The 15,937-nt window shown below is 49.6% G+C and carries 18 protein-coding genes and 1 other annotated feature; of the genes, 3 read left to right on the top strand and 15 right to left on the bottom strand.

Features of this window, described 5'->3' with window-relative positions:
- Nucleotides 1–7: 7 nt before the first annotated feature.
- The 5 genes from ACKGJP_RS22370 to ACKGJP_RS22390 form a co-directional block, all read right to left on the bottom strand.
- On the bottom strand, nt 8–994 hold the full coding sequence (locus tag ACKGJP_RS22370; protein WP_409341012.1) for a beta-ketoacyl-ACP synthase III: 987 nt from the start codon (nt 992–994) through the stop codon (nt 8–10).
- A gap of 10 nt (nt 995–1,004) precedes the next feature.
- Nucleotides 1,005–1,994 (bottom strand): phosphate acyltransferase PlsX, encoded by a 990-nt coding sequence (gene plsX / locus ACKGJP_RS22375; RefSeq protein ID WP_409341013.1) that lies wholly within the window; start codon nt 1,992–1,994, stop codon nt 1,005–1,007.
- Nucleotides 1,978–2,586 carry a transcription factor FapR gene (gene fapR / locus ACKGJP_RS22380; RefSeq protein WP_409341014.1) on the bottom strand — a complete coding sequence of 203 codons (609 nt, stop codon included), beginning with the start codon at nt 2,584–2,586 and terminating at the stop codon, nt 1,978–1,980. The genes plsX and fapR overlap by 17 nt, the downstream gene beginning before the upstream one ends.
- Before the next feature lie 307 nt (nt 2,587–2,893).
- Nucleotides 2,894–3,067: a 50S ribosomal protein L32 gene (gene rpmF / locus ACKGJP_RS22385; protein ID WP_113032413.1), complete on the bottom strand. Its 174-nt coding sequence runs from the start codon at nt 3,065–3,067 to the stop codon at nt 2,894–2,896.
- Between the two features lie 37 nt (nt 3,068–3,104).
- Complete coding sequence (locus tag ACKGJP_RS22390; protein WP_409341015.1) at nt 3,105–3,611, bottom strand: YceD family protein; 507 nt, start codon at nt 3,609–3,611, stop codon at nt 3,105–3,107.
- A gap of 282 nt (nt 3,612–3,893) precedes the next feature.
- Between ACKGJP_RS22390 and ACKGJP_RS22395 the strand changes: the two genes are divergently transcribed.
- Complete coding sequence (locus ACKGJP_RS22395) at nt 3,894–5,183, top strand: nucleotidyltransferase (RefSeq protein ID WP_409341016.1); 1,290 nt, start codon at nt 3,894–3,896, stop codon at nt 5,181–5,183.
- Nucleotides 5,184–5,206: 23 nt separating this feature from the next.
- Here the strand turns inward: ACKGJP_RS22395 and ACKGJP_RS22400 are convergent, their stop codons facing one another.
- Complete coding sequence (locus tag ACKGJP_RS22400; protein ID WP_409341017.1) at nt 5,207–6,370, bottom strand: SepM family pheromone-processing serine protease; 1,164 nt, start codon at nt 6,368–6,370, stop codon at nt 5,207–5,209.
- 155 nt (nt 6,371–6,525) lie between these two features.
- Between ACKGJP_RS22400 and ACKGJP_RS22405 the strand changes: the two genes are divergently transcribed.
- Nucleotides 6,526–7,794 carry a nucleoside recognition domain-containing protein gene (locus tag ACKGJP_RS22405; protein WP_409341018.1) on the top strand — a complete coding sequence of 423 codons (1,269 nt, stop codon included), beginning with the start codon at nt 6,526–6,528 and terminating at the stop codon, nt 7,792–7,794.
- 7 nt (nt 7,795–7,801) lie between these two features.
- Here the strand turns inward: ACKGJP_RS22405 and coaD are convergent, their stop codons facing one another.
- The 4 genes from coaD to ACKGJP_RS22425 form a co-directional block, all read right to left on the bottom strand.
- Complete coding sequence (gene coaD / locus ACKGJP_RS22410) at nt 7,802–8,314, bottom strand: pantetheine-phosphate adenylyltransferase (RefSeq protein WP_409341019.1); 513 nt, start codon at nt 8,312–8,314, stop codon at nt 7,802–7,804.
- Nucleotides 8,311–8,916: a 16S rRNA (guanine(966)-N(2))-methyltransferase RsmD gene (rsmD, locus tag ACKGJP_RS22415; RefSeq protein ID WP_409341020.1), complete on the bottom strand. Its 606-nt coding sequence runs from the start codon at nt 8,914–8,916 to the stop codon at nt 8,311–8,313. Before rsmD ends, coaD begins: the two co-directional genes overlap by 4 nt.
- Before the next feature lie 362 nt (nt 8,917–9,278).
- Nucleotides 9,279–9,827 carry a hypothetical protein gene (locus ACKGJP_RS22420; RefSeq protein WP_409341021.1) on the bottom strand — a complete coding sequence of 183 codons (549 nt, stop codon included), beginning with the start codon at nt 9,825–9,827 and terminating at the stop codon, nt 9,279–9,281.
- Between the two features lie 701 nt (nt 9,828–10,528).
- Nucleotides 10,529–11,323 carry a hypothetical protein gene (locus ACKGJP_RS22425; RefSeq protein ID WP_409341022.1) on the bottom strand — a complete coding sequence of 265 codons (795 nt, stop codon included), beginning with the start codon at nt 11,321–11,323 and terminating at the stop codon, nt 10,529–10,531.
- 270 nt (nt 11,324–11,593) lie between these two features.
- Between ACKGJP_RS22425 and ACKGJP_RS22430 the strand changes: the two genes are divergently transcribed.
- Nucleotides 11,594–12,361: an ATP-dependent DNA ligase gene (locus tag ACKGJP_RS22430; protein WP_409341023.1), complete on the top strand. Its 768-nt coding sequence runs from the start codon at nt 11,594–11,596 to the stop codon at nt 12,359–12,361.
- A 206-nt stretch (nt 12,362–12,567) separates the two neighbouring features.
- Here ACKGJP_RS22430 and ACKGJP_RS22435 read toward each other — a convergent pair whose 3' ends face one another.
- The 5 genes from ACKGJP_RS22435 to ACKGJP_RS22455 all read right to left on the bottom strand — a co-directional run bounded on the left by ACKGJP_RS22435 (nt 12,568) and on the right by ACKGJP_RS22455 (nt 15,935).
- The gene (locus tag ACKGJP_RS22435) at nt 12,568–13,569 is read right to left on the bottom strand and encodes a tryptophan--tRNA ligase (protein ID WP_409341024.1); all 1,002 of its coding nucleotides are present in this window, start codon (nt 13,567–13,569) and stop codon (nt 12,568–12,570) included.
- A 44-nt stretch (nt 13,570–13,613) separates the two neighbouring features.
- Nucleotides 13,614–13,870: a binding site (T-box leader), on the bottom strand.
- Nucleotides 13,871–14,072: 202 nt separating this feature from the next.
- A complete protein-coding gene (locus ACKGJP_RS22440) occupies nt 14,073–14,714 on the bottom strand; it encodes a hypothetical protein (protein WP_409341025.1) in 642 nt (213 codons plus the stop codon).
- 264 nt (nt 14,715–14,978) lie between these two features.
- Nucleotides 14,979–15,485: a DNA topology modulation protein FlaR gene (locus ACKGJP_RS22445; RefSeq protein WP_409341026.1), complete on the bottom strand. Its 507-nt coding sequence runs from the start codon at nt 15,483–15,485 to the stop codon at nt 14,979–14,981.
- Nucleotides 15,486–15,575: 90 nt separating this feature from the next.
- Nucleotides 15,576–15,623 carry an excalibur calcium-binding domain-containing protein gene (locus tag ACKGJP_RS22450; RefSeq protein ID WP_409347232.1) on the bottom strand — a complete coding sequence of 16 codons (48 nt, stop codon included), beginning with the start codon at nt 15,621–15,623 and terminating at the stop codon, nt 15,576–15,578.
- 30 nt (nt 15,624–15,653) lie between these two features.
- Nucleotides 15,654–15,935: a copper amine oxidase N-terminal domain-containing protein gene (locus tag ACKGJP_RS22455; RefSeq protein ID WP_409341027.1), complete on the bottom strand. Its 282-nt coding sequence runs from the start codon at nt 15,933–15,935 to the stop codon at nt 15,654–15,656.
- Between the last annotated feature and the right edge of the window lie 2 nt (nt 15,936–15,937).

Raw genomic sequence — 15,937 nt, forward strand, 5'->3', positions numbered from 1 at the left:
GCGGGTCTTACCACACCAGCACGGACGCTCCCCAAGTCAAGCCTCCGCCGAAGCCGACCATTACCAAGCAATCGCCTTCTTTGATCCGGCCTTCCTCGACCGCTTCAGCCAGCGCGATCGGAATCGAACCCGCCGAGACGTTGCCGTATTTATGCAGGTTGACCATGCACTTCTCCTCCGGCAAGCCAAGCCGGTCGAGAGCGGACTGAATAATGCGAATGTTCGCCTGATGCGGGACGAGCAAGTCGATGTCGGCCTTCGTCATCTCCGCTTTGCGGAGCGCTTCCTCCGCCGCATTTCCCATGATGCGCACCGCGAACTTGAACACTTCCGCGCCGGCCATATAAATAAAATGCTGCTTCTGTTCGACGCTGGCTGCGCTGGAAGGGCAGCGCGATCCGCCTCCTGCAACCTTCAGAAGCTCGCCGCCCGATCCGTCCGCGCCAAGCTCGAACGAACGGAAGCCGCGGCCCTCGGGAACCTCTCCGAGTACGACGGCGCCGGCACCGTCTCCAAACAATATGCACGTGTTGCGGTCCGTATAATCGGTAATTCTGGATAAGCATTCCGCCCCGATGACAAGCGCATACTTGTATGCTCCGGTAGCGATGAAATTAGCTGCATTGGCGAGTCCGTATATAAATCCGGAGCATGCAGCCGACAGATCGAATGCAGCTGCTTTCTTCGCGCCCAGCTTCGCCTGAACCAAGCAAGCCGTGGAAGGGAAGGACATATCCGGCGTCACCGTCGCCACAACGATCAAATCAAGCTGCTCCGCCGTGATCCCGGCATTGTTCAGCGCTTCTTGAGCAGCGGCAAAAGCAAGGTCGGAAGTCGCTTGCTCTTCGGAAGCGATACGCCGTTCGCGCATGCCTGTTCGCGAAACGATCCACTCGTCGTTCGTCTCGACCATTTTCTCCAAATCCTGGTTTGTCAGTACGCGCTCCGGCACGTATTTGCCTGTTCCGAGAATGCCCACCGGTATCAATTTCATTGTGCGCCACTCACTTCCTCGTGTTAATTTCAGCTGCAATTGCTTGAACAAGACCGCTCTGCAGCGCGATTTTCGCTTGACGCACGGCGTTCTTCACAGCCAGGGCGTCCGATGAGCCATGACATTTAAGCACGAGGCCGGAAAGGCCGAGCATCGGCGCGCCGCCGTGTTCCTTATAGTCCAGCTTCTTCTTAAACTGCCGCAGGCCGGGCATCAGAACCGCAGCTGCAAGCTTAGTCACCCAAGTGCGGGTAAATTCCGTTTTTAGCGTGCTGAATACGGCGTCGGCCGTCCCTTCCATCGCTTTCAGCATGACATTGCCCGAGAAACCGTCGCACACGAGCACGTCGCAGCCTCCGCGCATGACCTGGCTCGCTTCGATATTGCCGACAAAATGAACGGGCGCTTGCTCCAACAAGCCGTAAGCCGTCTTCGTAAGCGTATTGCCCTTCATGGCTTCGGTTCCGATATTGAGCAGTCCTACTCTCGGCTTGGCGATCCCTTGCACTTTGCTGCGATATATGCTTCCCATGATCGCATACTGCAATAACTCCTCCGGAGACGCGTCCATGTTCGCCCCCAGGTCGAGCGCGAGTACGCCCGTTCCGTCCATGGTGGGCAGCATCGGCGCCAGCGCCGGTCTTTCGACGCCGTCCATCCGGCCAACCACGAGCAAGCCGGTAACCATCAGGGCGCCGGTATTGCCGCCCGATATCATCGCGTCGGCCTCGCCTTCTCGCACGAGCCTTCCGGCGACGACCATCGAAGCGTCTTTTTTGCGTCGAACCGCTTTGCCGGGCTCGTCATCCGCCGAAATCACGTCGCCCGCATGATGAATTCTGACATTATCAGGCTTCTCGTTGACCAGCGGCTCGATCCTCGCCGAATCGCCCACAAGAATCAATTCGACTTCGCGCCATTCCTTGGCGGCTTGTAAAGCCCCTGCAACGATTTCGTGGGGAGCGTGGTCGCCGCCCATCGCGTCAATCGCGATCCGCATGCAAGTTTCCTCCCTCATTGCGTTGTTCTTTTTTGGAGTGATAGATCAGGAAGTTCCCTTGAAACACCATTTCATCGTTCACATATGTAAACACCTCGACCTTAGCCTTGCCCTTGGAAATCGAGCGTACGTAAGCTTTGGCGATACATTTCTCCTCCAGCCGGACCGACCGGATAAAACGGATGTCGGCGGAGGCCGTAAGAGCGACAGGATCGTTGATCACGGCGACTGCGAGCGAGTTGGCTTGCGAGAAGACATGGTGGCCCCGGGCGATTTTCGTCCGCGAGAACACATGCTCTTCTTTTATCTCAAACATGGAAATTCCGCTCTTATCGAGCTGAAGATCGATGATCTCCCCGATGACTTCATGCAAAGGCAAAGAGCGCACCTGATCGTACGTTCGTTCAGCCATCAGCTTAAGCCGCTCGCGCAGCTCGGGAATGCCGAGCTCCAATCGGTCCAAGCGAATCGTCTGAATGCTGACCTGAAACTGCTTCGTCAGCTCTTCGTCCGTCATGAACGGATTTTGTTCGATTAATTTGGACAGCTGCTGTTGGCGCAGCCGTTTCGGTTGGCGTTCGATGGCGCACACCGCCTTTACCAGTGGTTTGAAGCAAATTTTTAAAGGTTATATTCAAGCCCCGGCTAAGCGCTGTTACGGCTTCGCATTGTGGGGAGCTTATATTACCAGGTGCTAACGTGTAGTATATAGAATTCTCGTTCAAAAAGAAAGAGTATCCACAAAAACCGGCCCTGAGTATCAATAGCCGTTCTTAGCCTGCATGGACCGCCGACTCGCGCGTAGGTTTGTGCCCGATGCGCAGCCCGTACTCTGCCGGCATCCTCCTATGTGCAAAAAAAATAGCACCTCACCAAAGATGAAGTACTACTTTCTTCGATTATTGCTTGATGATCTCTCTTGTTTTGTAAGTTCCGCAAACTTTGCAAACGCGGTGCGCCAATTTCAGCTCTCCGCAGTTATCGCATTTTACCATGCCCGGAACTACTAATTTAAAGTGAGTACGGCGCTTATCGCGACGAGTTTTGGATGTCCTTCTTTGTGGTACTGCCATATTCCCACCTCCTTACGTTAATTCACGCCTGACTGCCTTACTTCTCTTTGAAAAAATCGGCTAAGCCAGCCAAGCGAGGGTCGATCTTGTCCTTCTTGCAGCTGCATGCCTGCTCGTTGCGATCAGCCCCGCAGTCGGGGCATAATCCCTTGCAGTCTTCGCTGCAAAGCGTGACGAGAGGGATGGATAGCGCAGCTGTTTCTTCTACTAACGGCGTTAAATCTATCGTGTCGTCGGTAACGAGATGAACGTCTTCCTCAAGCTCCTTCGGGACACTGGACGCTTGCCCTGCGAACCATTCCTGAAACGGCGCGTCGATCAGCTCTTCTACGGGCTTCAGGCAGCGCGAGCAAGCCATATGTAGCTCCACATGCACATTACCGGTTACTTCCGCCAGGCCTTCCGACATATTCGCTTGCAAATCCGCTTCCGCATTCCCGAACGAAACAACATCCTGCCGTGCTTTCAGCAAGCCGGTCAAATCCACTTCTCCCTTAATGGGAATGCTGCCTTTGGCAGCCAGTTCTTTTATACGAAGCAACATGGATATCACCCCAAACAAACAAAGATAATTATAGCTATAATCAATCCGTTTTGTCAAATAGTTTATTGCCAAATTACGGCGTGATATAGTAAAAGGAACGTGGAGCATACGTTGCGATTTACTTAGGATCATGAAGAACTTTACGGCATAACGGACCGATCCGTCAATGGAAACAACAAATTCTTTTTACAGTTTGGCCGTCGCCGTAACGTTTCATACGAAGCAAGCGCGCAGGCTAGCGGGGAATACGCCGCCATTTCGCCCCTTTTGGAGGATCAGCTATTGAAAACAGTGGGTATCGTCGTCGAATATAATCCGCTTCACTACGGGCATGTTCACCATTTTGAACAATCGAAGCAAGCTGCAGGCGCCGATGCAGCGGTAGCCGTCATGAGCGGCCATTTTCTCCAACGGGGGGAGCCTGCGCTTGCGAACAAATGGGCGCGCGCCGAAATGGCGCTCCGAATGGGTGCCGACGTCGTGCTCGAGCTTCCCGTCGCCTACAGCTCGCAAGCTGCCGAATGGTTCGCTTATGGGGCCGTTTCCGCCCTTCATGCGACAGGTGTGGTTGACAGCCTCTGCTTCGGCAGTGAGACCGGCGATATCGGCTGGCTGGAAAGGCTGGCCGATCGGCTGACCCGCGAGCCGGAGACGTTCAAGCGCATGCTGCAAGAGAGCTTGAACAAAGGCAGCAGCTACCCTGCCGCCTACAGCGCAGCCGTCGCAGCCTTCATCGGGAGCAGCGGTCAACCGGATTCGGAGACGGGCGGTCCCACTGCGGATGATGAAGCGGACGAATCGCTATCGGACCGTCTGAACCAGCCGAACAATACGCTAGGCCTTCACTACGTGCTTGCGCTCAGAAGGCTCCAAAGCACGATTGAACCGCTCACGATCGCCCGGACGAAAGCCGGGTACCATCAGCAGATTGCGACCGATTCGCATATTGCGAGCGCTACGGCGATACGGCGCATCCTGTTCGAAGAAAAGCGATTGGACGGTATCGCCCCATACGTGCCTCCGTATACGCTCGATATAATGCGCCGCGAGATGGAGGCCGGCCGCGCACCTATGGAATGGAACCGTTATGCGAAGCCCCTGCTGCATGTGCTGGCAAGCCGCTCGGCGGACGAGCTCTCCACGTTCTATGAGGTCAACGAAGGCTTGGAGAACAGGCTCAAGCAGTCTCTGCGGCTGCTCCCCCCAGGAGCCGAGCATCCCGTCGATGCGCTGATCGCTTCGCTCAAGACGAAACGCTATACGCGAACCAAGCTGCAGCGTACGCTCCTGCGCATCCTGCTCGGGCATAGCAAAGCCGAGCTGACCAGGGACAAGCTCCTCGCCGGCCCCTCCTATCTTCGCGTGCTGGGCTTTACCGTCAAGGGCCGCGCTTTGCTTGCCGAGATGCGCAAAAAGGCGTCGGTGCCGGTACTAGTCAAAGTAGCCGGCCACCAAACGCCTTTTCTCGAGCTCGATATACGCGCAACCGCGGCTTATGCGCTCGGATACGATGCCGTATCCGCGGACGAGCTGCACCGCGACTATTATCAGGCGCCGCTTCAGGCGGAATGATTTCCTTCCGCGGTATCGCACGTTTATTTGGTCGAAGCAGGCGACGCCGCCTGCTTGACGGGCAGCTTCGCCAAATAATCGAGCGCGTCGTCGATCGTATCCACGGAAACCACCTTCATCTTCGACTTTATTTTTTTGGCCTGATCGCTAGCATCCGATGCATTAGGGATGACGGGACCGCCGTTCGGATATTGATAATCCTTCGGCGCGAAGAAGATTTCCGCCCCTTCCCTGTCGGCCGCCACAACTTTATGCCGGATGCCGCCGATAACGCCTACTTTGCCCTTTTCCGGTTCGATCGTGCCGGTTCCAGCGATTCTGTATCCCTTCGTGAGATCCTCCGCACTCAGCCGATCCATGATTTCCAGCGAAAACATGAGCCCCGCCGACGGCCCCCCGATATCGGACGTATGAACCGTCACCTGCTGTCCCTCCTGCTCCGCCTTTATCGACCGCAGCTCTCCCGTTTCGACGCCGATCCCGACCCGCTTTTTACCGCCATCGTTCGACAATACGGCCAAGGGCAGCTCCGCCGAAGCCGATACATCCCCTCTTTTATACGTTAGCTTGACGGTATCGCCTTCCTTTTTGGTTTGCAAATATTCGCTCAAATCGGTCAGCTTCTTAACCGGCTTGCCGTCGACGGCTTCGATCGCATCTCCCGCTTCCAGCATACTGGCCGCAGGCATTCCCGGAATTGTCCGCATGATGACGACGCCGTCGCTTTGAATGCGGTAGGGAACGCCGGCTTTCTTATAGGCGGCTTGTATGGCGTCGCTCTGCGAAGTCAGCATGACGATTTCCTGGCGCTGCGAGTAATCGTGCATGGATTCGCCCTTTTGCAGCACTTCCGTCTTCTTGCGGATTTCCATGTTTCCATTGAACTGGGCGAACAGCAAACTGATGACGTTCGCTTCGAACGCTCCGACGGTTGTCAGCAGAAACTGTCCTTTCTCCGGCGGATCCTCCTGCTTGACCGATACCATCGGACCGACATCTTCCGCGCTGCCCGGCTGGTAAATATAGAACGGCACCGGAATCATGAATAGCGCGTAAAAAACGATTATCCCCACCAAAAACGCAATGGCGAACCGCGAAACGGTTCTCGGGCTTAGCCGGATCCGGTTGGCATCGCCGGACTGCCGTTCATACGGCTCCCTGATCTGATGGTCGTGCTGCTTCCCCATGGGATAGTTCCCCTTCCGTGACCGCCGGTCGGCAGGCTTGGTCTATTCGCCCCGTTCCCCGCGTAAACTTGTACCGAACCGGCAAAGCCTGTTCGGCGCTTCGAACAACTCCTTCTCAGCCAACGGTTTACTATATGCGAAAAAGAGGTGACGGCATGTCTGCTCCCGCTATATCGTCAAACGATCGTCATACGACCGTTATTCTCGGTCTGTTTGCGGCCATATTGGTCATCCTGATTATTGTTTATCCAGATCAGGCATTTCAATCGTCCCTCCAGGGTTTAACGCTCTGGTGGACCTATGTTTTCCCTGCGCTGATGCCCTTCCTGATCGTGACCGAGCTTCTGCTCGGACTCGGCTTCGTACATGGTCTCGGCACGCTGCTGGACCCGCTTATGCGGCTTGTATTCCGCATTCCGGGTATCGGCGGCTGGTCGCTTGCCGCCGGCATGTTCGCCGGCTATCCGGCCGGCGCCGATATGGCGGCGAAGCTTCGCCGGCAAGGCGTCGTCAGCCGCGACGAAGCAGAGCGCCTGCTCGCGCTGACGCACCTGTGCAGCCCCGTCACGATGATCACGATCATCGGTGCGGGGTTTCTGCAGCAGGCGGAAGCCGGCGTGAGGCTGGCACTCGTGCATTACGCGGCGGCGCTGCTGGCCGGCCTCGCCGTGAGGCTGTTCGCGCCGCGCGGCGGCGAACCCGGCGCTTCGGCGAGCCCGGAGCCCCATGCTTCGGGCAATGTCGCAAAGCGCGGAGCTAACCGGCACGGGCGCGGCCTTGCGGCGAGAGCATTAGCCGCGACGCAAGCCGCTCGCAGCAGCGACGGACGCGCATTCGGCAAGCTGCTCGGCGACGCCGTATACGCGTCCACACAAACGCTGCTCGTTATCGGCGGGTTCGTCATGGTATTCTCCGTGCTGAACCGCATGCTCTCGCAGCTGTGGCCCGCACTCGCGGCTCTTCCCCCTGTACGGGCGCTGCTGCCCGGGCTGCTGGAGCCCCACATCGGCGCCTTTGCCATCAGCCAGCTTCCAGCTTCCGCCTTGCTCACTGCAGCTTGTATCAGCGCAGCTTTAGGCTGGAGCGGCTTATCCCTTCATGCGCAGGTCAAGAGCCTGATTGGCGGAACCGATATCCGGTACCGAAGCTTTGTAACGGCCCGCCTCCTGCATGCGGCGTTCGCTTTCGTGCTGACGTTCCTCCTATGGCAGCCGCTTGGGTGGCTGACCGCCCGGTCGGCTCCCGTGCTCGCCGCTTTCGATTCGGCGTCCGCCGCTTTGCCCGGGAATGCGGTCCCGAACGCAAGTTCCCTTGTCTGGCGGTCCGTGCTGCAGTCCGGCATGATTGCCGCCATCATGCTTGCGGCATTCATCCTGTTATCCGTCATGATCGGATGGTTCTGGCGGAGCAGCCGACTCCCGTAGCATTCGGTTAAATTCCTTGCAGCTTCGTATATTTCGTGCGCATCGCCTTCTCGACGACCTCGGGTACGAGATCGTTGATCGGCCCGTCGAATCTTGCAATTTGCTTTACGATGCTTGAGCTTAAGTAGGAGTATTGCGTACTCGACATCATGAAGAACGTCTCGATGCTGTCGCTCATCTTCCGGTTGAGCGCCGCCATTTGCAGCTCGTATTCGAAGTCCGAAACGGCCCGCAGTCCTTTAACGATGACGTGGGCTTTTTTGGCGTTCATATAATTGATAAGCAGGTCGTCAAAACTGTCGACTTCGACGTTAGGCATGTCCTTCGTCACTTCGAGCAGCAGCTCTCGCCTCTCCTCGACGCTGAACAGCGGATTTTTGCTTACATTATGTAGGACTGCAACGATGACCTTGTCAAATACTTTCGAAGCACGCTGAATAATATCAAGATGCCCGAACGTCACGGGGTCGAAGCTCCCCGGACATACCGCCACGGTAGGCGTGCGCGTGTTGCCGTTCATGGTTGATCCAGCTCCTGTCCTTGTGTTGATGAAAGATCGTTATCCGCCTTCGGCTCGTAACGGTAAATCGAAATCACGGTTTCCCCGTACTCGGCGCGCCGGATGCATACGCAGTCGCCGACTTCCTCCTCGTAGCGGTGCTCCGCGTCATGCTCGACGACGATCGTTGCCCGGTCATCAAGCAGGGCTAATTCTTGTAGCGATCGCATCAGATCCTCCGCGATTTTCAGCCGGTAGGGCGGATCGAGGAATACAAGCTCGAAGCGCGCCTTCCGCTTCGCCAGCGCTTTCACGGCCCGGCCGGCTTCGTTGCGGAACACTTCGGCCCGCTCCTGCAGATTTGTCGCGCGCAAATTGTCGTTAACCACTTCAACGCTTTTTTTCTCCATGTCGATAAAAATGGCGCGATCCATCCCGCGGCTCAGCGCTTCAATCCCCAGACCGCCTGTTCCGGCGAACAGATCGAGCACCCATCCGCCGCTGAAATACGGCCCGATCATGCTAAAAATCGCCTCCTTGACCTTGTCGGTCGTCGGACGCGTACCGGTGCCGGGAACCGCCTTTAACGGCCTTCCCTTGGCCGTTCCTGATATGACCCTCACTTCTGCTCCACCTTTATCCTATCGGTTGTATGCTCTATGGTACCACAACCGGAAACTTTTTCACAAAAAAATCGCAGGCCATGTATAAATCATCCATAAACGGCAATGCTTATATCATCGGCATCGAAGGATGTCGTAGACAACCGCGGAGAAGACTTACGTTTCCCCATAAGCTCTTCGTCCGGTTTCTCCTCTCCCATGAAAGGGTCTCGTCGAAAGACGGGGCCCGATTTTTTTACATATCCCTTTATACATAAGGATTCCGTCTTCTTCGACAATCCACTTCACACCTCAAGTTTTTAAAGTTGGGTACCGATTGGGCACCATTTTTCGTCAAAGAAAAAGCACCGTAGAGGCGGAGGCTAGAAACCTTCTAGTTTAATCATAAGCTCACGGTATTCCTTTTTCATTGCTTCGATCATTTCAGATGCGCCAAGATTAGCGTTTAATATGTCTTTATACTTTTCTCCAAAAAGTTCTTTTAAAAATTCGATGGAGTTTCTTCCTAATGAATTAAATGCACTGTTCGAATCATAATTGTAAAAATCAAGCTTCAACCTTTCAATATGACCATATATTTTGTAAAGTAAAGCTAAATCGTCTGCTGACAAAAGTTCAATCAGATTTTTGAAATGTTCCGTGTATGCACTTCCTATTGCAAGCCCCCTTGCTCCGCCGCTAGATGCACGAATGCTCTCAATAACTGAGGCCATTATTTCCGATCGCACTACTTTTGAGCTAACCCGAAGTGCCTCAATTTTTATTTTCTTTCGTTCTTCATCTTGTTTAGTAAGAGCAATATTTTGCGCTTTTATGTTCATCTTTGCAGCCCATATACCACCTAAAATGCTTGCGGCTGCACCGATAGAAGCGCCAATAAAGCCGCTCAATAAATTATCCAATGTCCCCATTAGACACCCCCCGTCATCATATTTCGACAATAGGTATCTTTTTCCTGCCGTTAAAAAAAGCCCTAGCTCGAGGATAGGGCTTAATCTGATGATAGCAAAACGGAGACATCATGTTTTCACAAGAATAATGATTTGATCCAGTTATTGGCTCACAGGGACAGGACAGGCCCCGCAGTCATGTTAGCGGTCATATTCCCGATGACATCGAAAAACGCCGACCACATCAATCTCATATTAGATGCTTTCTTTTCCATAGGCATCCCCTCCTTGTTTTTTGGTGTAGCTAACTTCATACTGAAGAATTTCAGCAGAGTCAATATTCCAATTATCAAGGGGATTAAGAGCGCTGCGCACAAGGTGGAAATCTGTCCTGATACAAGCCCCAAGGCCATAAGCCCTGTCAACCAATAACATGGAAAATATTATATCATGATCAAAAAGACATAGCTACATGTCATACATGGTTTTGTACGTCCTCCTTTCAAATATAAAGAGCACCTGTTTCGTTAAGGAAACAAGGCGCTCTTTCCTGAAAATATCTGATACGGTAAGTGCCTGAGGTTGGTCTTATAGCCGGGATGGTCGCGGATATCCGCTACGAGTTGGCTGTGCATAGCTGGCCTTAAAATAGAAATCATTGAACTATCGTTCCTCGTTAGCTCAATGATTTCTCAAAATGTAATTTTCACTTTTCAAGCCATTCAAGTGTATTCTCTCTCAAATTTTCTCCTACTAATAGCTTCAAAAGTTGGGTCTAAATCAATATATATGTCAGTTGGGTCATATTCTATTTGTAAAGGATGTTCATTAACTAACTCTTTAAGGACAGTTAAACTTCTGTTTAGTTGTAAACTTACTCCTTCACTATTTTTTAAAGCTACTGTTGATTTTCTAAAGGCTGAATTATTAGGAATAATTAAAGAATTATTTATTATATTTCTTAGTTCTTGAATATTTGAATGGGGTCCTATTTGAGCGTTTAATTCATCCAAACAAAATTGTGCCAAATGATTAACGGACGAGTTAAACTTAAGTTCTGCAGTAATTTCATGTTTACTGTTATCATCTGCATTGATTCTAATGTACGCCATATCAATTAACTGTCGTAAATGACTTGCTGATAGCCAGAAAAGTCCAAGTACGTTATACTCAATATCATTTTTCTCATAAAAGAGACAAACTAAGAAGCCATTTTCACTATTTGTTATCAATTCTAAATCCTGTGTTTTAATTAAGAATTTTTTTATTGTTTTTTTTCTAATTGCGCCATTAAATTCTTCGTTTTCTAAATAATCATCCTCTCCTACATTCCTTGTCTTAACCTGTATTGCTTGAGTCTTCAATCGGTCATCAGTTCCAATAGTAAAACGATATTGATTACTAAGTAAAACGTCGAACCCAAAATCTACTGATAATTTTGAAGCTTCATAGCATTCAGCGAATAATCGTGAAATTACATAATGTTCTCCACCAAATCCTAAATAATGGTGTTCCATTTTTCATCAACCCCTGACTATTGTTTTTTCATACAAGGAGTTCGACAATAGAATTATGACTCCTTCATGATAACTAATTGAAAATTGGGATCTACAGATGTTTGCTTTAACTGAACAGATTTTTCTATGTTCATCTGCCCGATAGCCCCCGTACCGCGCTTCGCGAAACCACAGATGATTTAAATTAAAGGCTAAGAACTTTGATGTTCCCAACACTTACCGCCTCTGTGCCGGATAGCCTAGCTCTATAATTGACGTAGAGGTGTTTTCATGTTCATTTCTCCAATGCTTCTTGAGACGGCGCCGGCAGCATTCAATGATGAGCGATACGTTTTCGAACCAAAAATTGACGGACACCGCCTGCAGATCGTCCGAGCTGCCGGCACAACACGAATATTCACGCGCCACGGTAACGAGGTAACACGCCTCTATCCTGAGCTATGGGACGTACCGATGGACGACGACGGAATACTGGACGGCGAAGGCGCCGTGGTCGATCTAGCGACCGGCCAAGTGGATTTCGAATTGATGCAGGAACGTTCCAAGATTACAAGGGCCGACAGAATTCAGGCAGCCATGCTGCGGCTACCGGTTACTTTCTTTTGCTTCGACATTCTGCAACATGACGACCGAGATTTGCGTCGGCTCCCACTGACCAAACGTAAGTCTGTACTTACTTCAGATCTCGGTCAAAATGATCACTATTCCCAAGTGATGTCAGTTCCGGGACGCGGCGTGGACTTATTTGCCGTTATACGCGACCGTAAGATGGAGGGCATTGTTGCCAAACTCCAAAATAGCACCTACGTAAGCAGGCGCTCGGAGGCGTGGCTTAAAATAATCAATTGGCAATACGAGGACGTTTATATAACCGGTTATCGCAAAAGTGAATTCGGTTGGTTGGCGTCTATGACCGGTAAGGACGGCCGTTTGCGGCCCGCTGGCATAATCGAGCTGGGTGTCACGCCGCGGCATAAGATGGCCTTTTACGGTGTCTGTAAGTCGCTTGTGACTCAAGAGGAAAAGGATTTGGTGTAACTGGATCCCAGAATAAAAGCTCGCGTTAAAATACGGAATTGGACACGTAATGGTATGCTCCGATCGCCGGCGTTTGTTGAATTTGTGATTTAAACAATAACGAAAAAACCGCCTTGATATGAGGCGGTTAATTTAACTATCGTGCCCGTTAGTTGAACAGACTTAGCCATTCAATAATCAGTTGACTTCTATATCAAAAGGTCTAACTATTTATAGCGTCCTATCTTCGTTTTTACATTCTCAAGCAGAGGCGCAGCTAAAGCTCTTGCTTTCTTTGCTCCTTCAAACAGGATGCTGTCAATTATTTCTGGTGATGCCATTAACTCATTGTATCTTTTTCGCGGTTCTTCTAAATAATCATTCATGACCTGGAATAGTTCTTGCTTTGCTTCTCCCCAACTAATACCTTTTTGATATTTATCCCTCAATACTTGAATTTGGCTTGGGTTAGCAAATTCTTTGTACAATAAAAACACATTAGATGTCTCCGGATCTTTTGGCTCGTTAGGAGGTATAGAATCTGTTTTAATTTTGTTTATTAGCTTTTTTAGGTCATCAGCTGTTTCAAAAAGAGGTATCGTATTACTATAGCTCTTACTCATTTTTCTACCATCAAGCCCAGGAATTACATACGTGTTTTCATCCACAATATAATTAGGCAATTTGAATGTGTCTCCATAGTTCCTGTTGAAGCCATCAGCGATATCTCTTGCTATTTCAACATGTTGAATCTGGTCCTTACCAACTGGAACTTTGTCAGATTGAAATAATAATATATCCGCTGTCATTAAAATCGGGTATGTGAACAAGCCCATATTAACTCCCGTGTCCGTGTCCAATCCCAGGTGCTGATTATTATCAATAATTGCTTTATACGCATGAGCACGATTCATTAATCCCTTGGATGTCAGACAAGAAAGTATCCAATTAAGTTCAAATATCTCTGGAACATCAGATTGTCTATAAAAAATTACTCTATCTGGATCTAGCCCTAATGCCAACCATGTTGCTGCAATACCATAAGACAGATCATTGAACTCGTCTCTGTTCTGAATAAATGTTAATGCGTGATAGTCAGCAATAAAGTAAAGTGCGATGCAATCACTATCTTTTGCGATTTGAAGTGCAGGTTTTATTGCAGCGATGTAGTTCCCTAAATGGACTTTACCAGTGGGCTTAATACCTGTTAGAACAATTTCAGTTGTCATGTTATCCCTCCTCAGAATATAACAAAAAGGGGTATTCTCATCCTTGAAAGGACGAGAATACCCCGTGATACCACCTTAATTAGCCCAAATATAAATTCGGACTCACTCTAACGCATCGAAACATGCACTATGTTTGAATGCGCGTCTCTTGTAACGACGAGACTTTCGCCAAAGCCTACTCAATGAATTTTCGGTTTGGATGCTCAGAAGCCCACTTCAACATAATCCCTACACTGATTCACACCAACCATCAGCTCTCTGGAGTATTCGTTATGCTTACTCTCTTCATCACCGCAAAGTTATATATAATTATATTACTTAATTTTTACACCACAATTGAGTTTTTGTCAAATACTAGGTGATTACCTTAAATCAAAAATAAAAAACATAACTTGACCCCACCAAGCTGCTACCATGCAAAACTGCCCGTTAGTTGAGAAACGGCAGCCGATCGTTCTGGCGGGCTGCCGTCGTGTATCTATTGAGCTAATGTACCCGTTAGCTTAATCGACCAAAGCATTTTCATCGAACCAAATATCTTGTTCTTTTTCTGATATATAAAATCTATATCCATAAGGTAAAGCGAAATATTTGATTATCTCTGGCCTCATAAATGCTACATGGTGATAATGGACCGTCATCAAAGATTCCACGTTATCGTCATACAGGTCAGTTGTAAGCCACCATCCCGACATATGCTCTGGTGAAGGATATCTCAATGCTTCGACCGCTAGTCCTTCATACACACCTTTAGAAATAACAATCATTTGATTAAATATCGGAAATATAGGCGTTGCCCCGTACTTCTGACATAATTGTTTTTGTTCTTGAACTACTTTAATTGCATAGTCGGCACCTTCTACAAAACCTTCACCATTACTTTGAACTTCCCTTATCTCATAATAAAGTTCAGAAAGTACACAACATTTCACCAGCCAAGAATGGTATGCAATGGTTTGGTCAGGCGTAATTGTTGGCTTAGAATCAATTACGTAATTAATTAAGTATCTGATTAGCTCGATATACTCATCTTGTAACATTTTTTTAATAGATATCATGAATTCTTTATCAATCAATTTATACAGTCCATTTGTCCGAATGTATCCATTTTCAAACAAAATTTTTATTCCACGATATTCAATCATTCATTTTCCCCTTATATCAATGTCTATGCTCTTTTACCCTTTTTTACAGTTGATTAGTAATTCTAGTTCCATTTCAAATTTCCCTTTTCATTAAACTAATCTGCCCGTTAGCCATCCATGCTGCACAAAGCGCAGCACCACAGAGAGTGAAAGTTAATCCGTTCTTTCATAGTAGTTGAGAAACGGCAGCCGGTTGTTCTGGCCGGCTGCCGTTTCAAGTTTTATTGAGCTAATGTACCCGTTAGCTTAACAAGAAAAACCAAGTCACATCAATTGAAGTTCAAGAAGATCCAAATTATTGCGAACGAGGATCATTTTGTCCTTATCTTCCCAATGGTCGATCAAGTTGGGTAGCTTCGTCAGATTGTAGTCTTTATTCCATGCCAACAAGTTGTGGATGCCTTCAAGCGTCTCGCGCTTCTTGCTTGGGACGATGCCCGCAATGCGCTCTTCATAACGCTTCCAGATTCGTTCCTCCTGAACGGACAACGGCGTCATCAGTACGACGATCTTATCTGCAGCGGCAAAACTCGGCCCTACCCACGACCTGTATACGCCTTCTGCGATCCACGAATCGAGACCGATGATTTCTCTGAGCCGGCGGTCACGCTCATCCTCCGGTGCCTTTACGCCATATTCGTTGGATTGATGATCCCAGAAAATATCGTCTAGATCATAATGCGGGATCCGGAGCTTATCGCTCAACAACGCCGCAATATAGGATTTACCGCTTCCTGAGCCGCCGATGATATGGATTCGGATTGCAAACACCTCTTTCTTCCAGTTCTTTCGTGGAACTACCTATGTTGAGAGTATTTCGTCGTATTGTTTAAACTATCCTGCCCGTTTAATGGGCATATATTATTTCTCACAAGCAATGCTGTCACCGTCTCGATCGAGCTTCGGCAGTACTCTGGATCACCTTTATAGAATGAAGCCTTACCGGAATCCTGCCGAGCTGATAGTAATGGTCTTGGAGGATCCTTCCCATCCGACTGTAGCCCCGAGAGATTCCCCTACTAAGCGGAGAGGTACAAGCGTCGATCCGTCTTTTACATGTCCAGTAACCACTATTGGGTTTGCTTTTCCATTCTTTGTGTAATAATCATGCCCAACCGTATAAACGATTTCAGTTGTATCTTTCGTAGCTGTTACCGTCTTAGATTCTTGTTCCCAAGCTACCGTAGCGCCAAGTGATTCAGATATCTTCCGAAGCGGCACAA

This window comes from Paenibacillus litoralis (assembly GCF_046244365.1).
Classification (GTDB): domain Bacteria; phylum Bacillota; class Bacilli; order Paenibacillales; family NBRC-103111; genus Paenibacillus_V.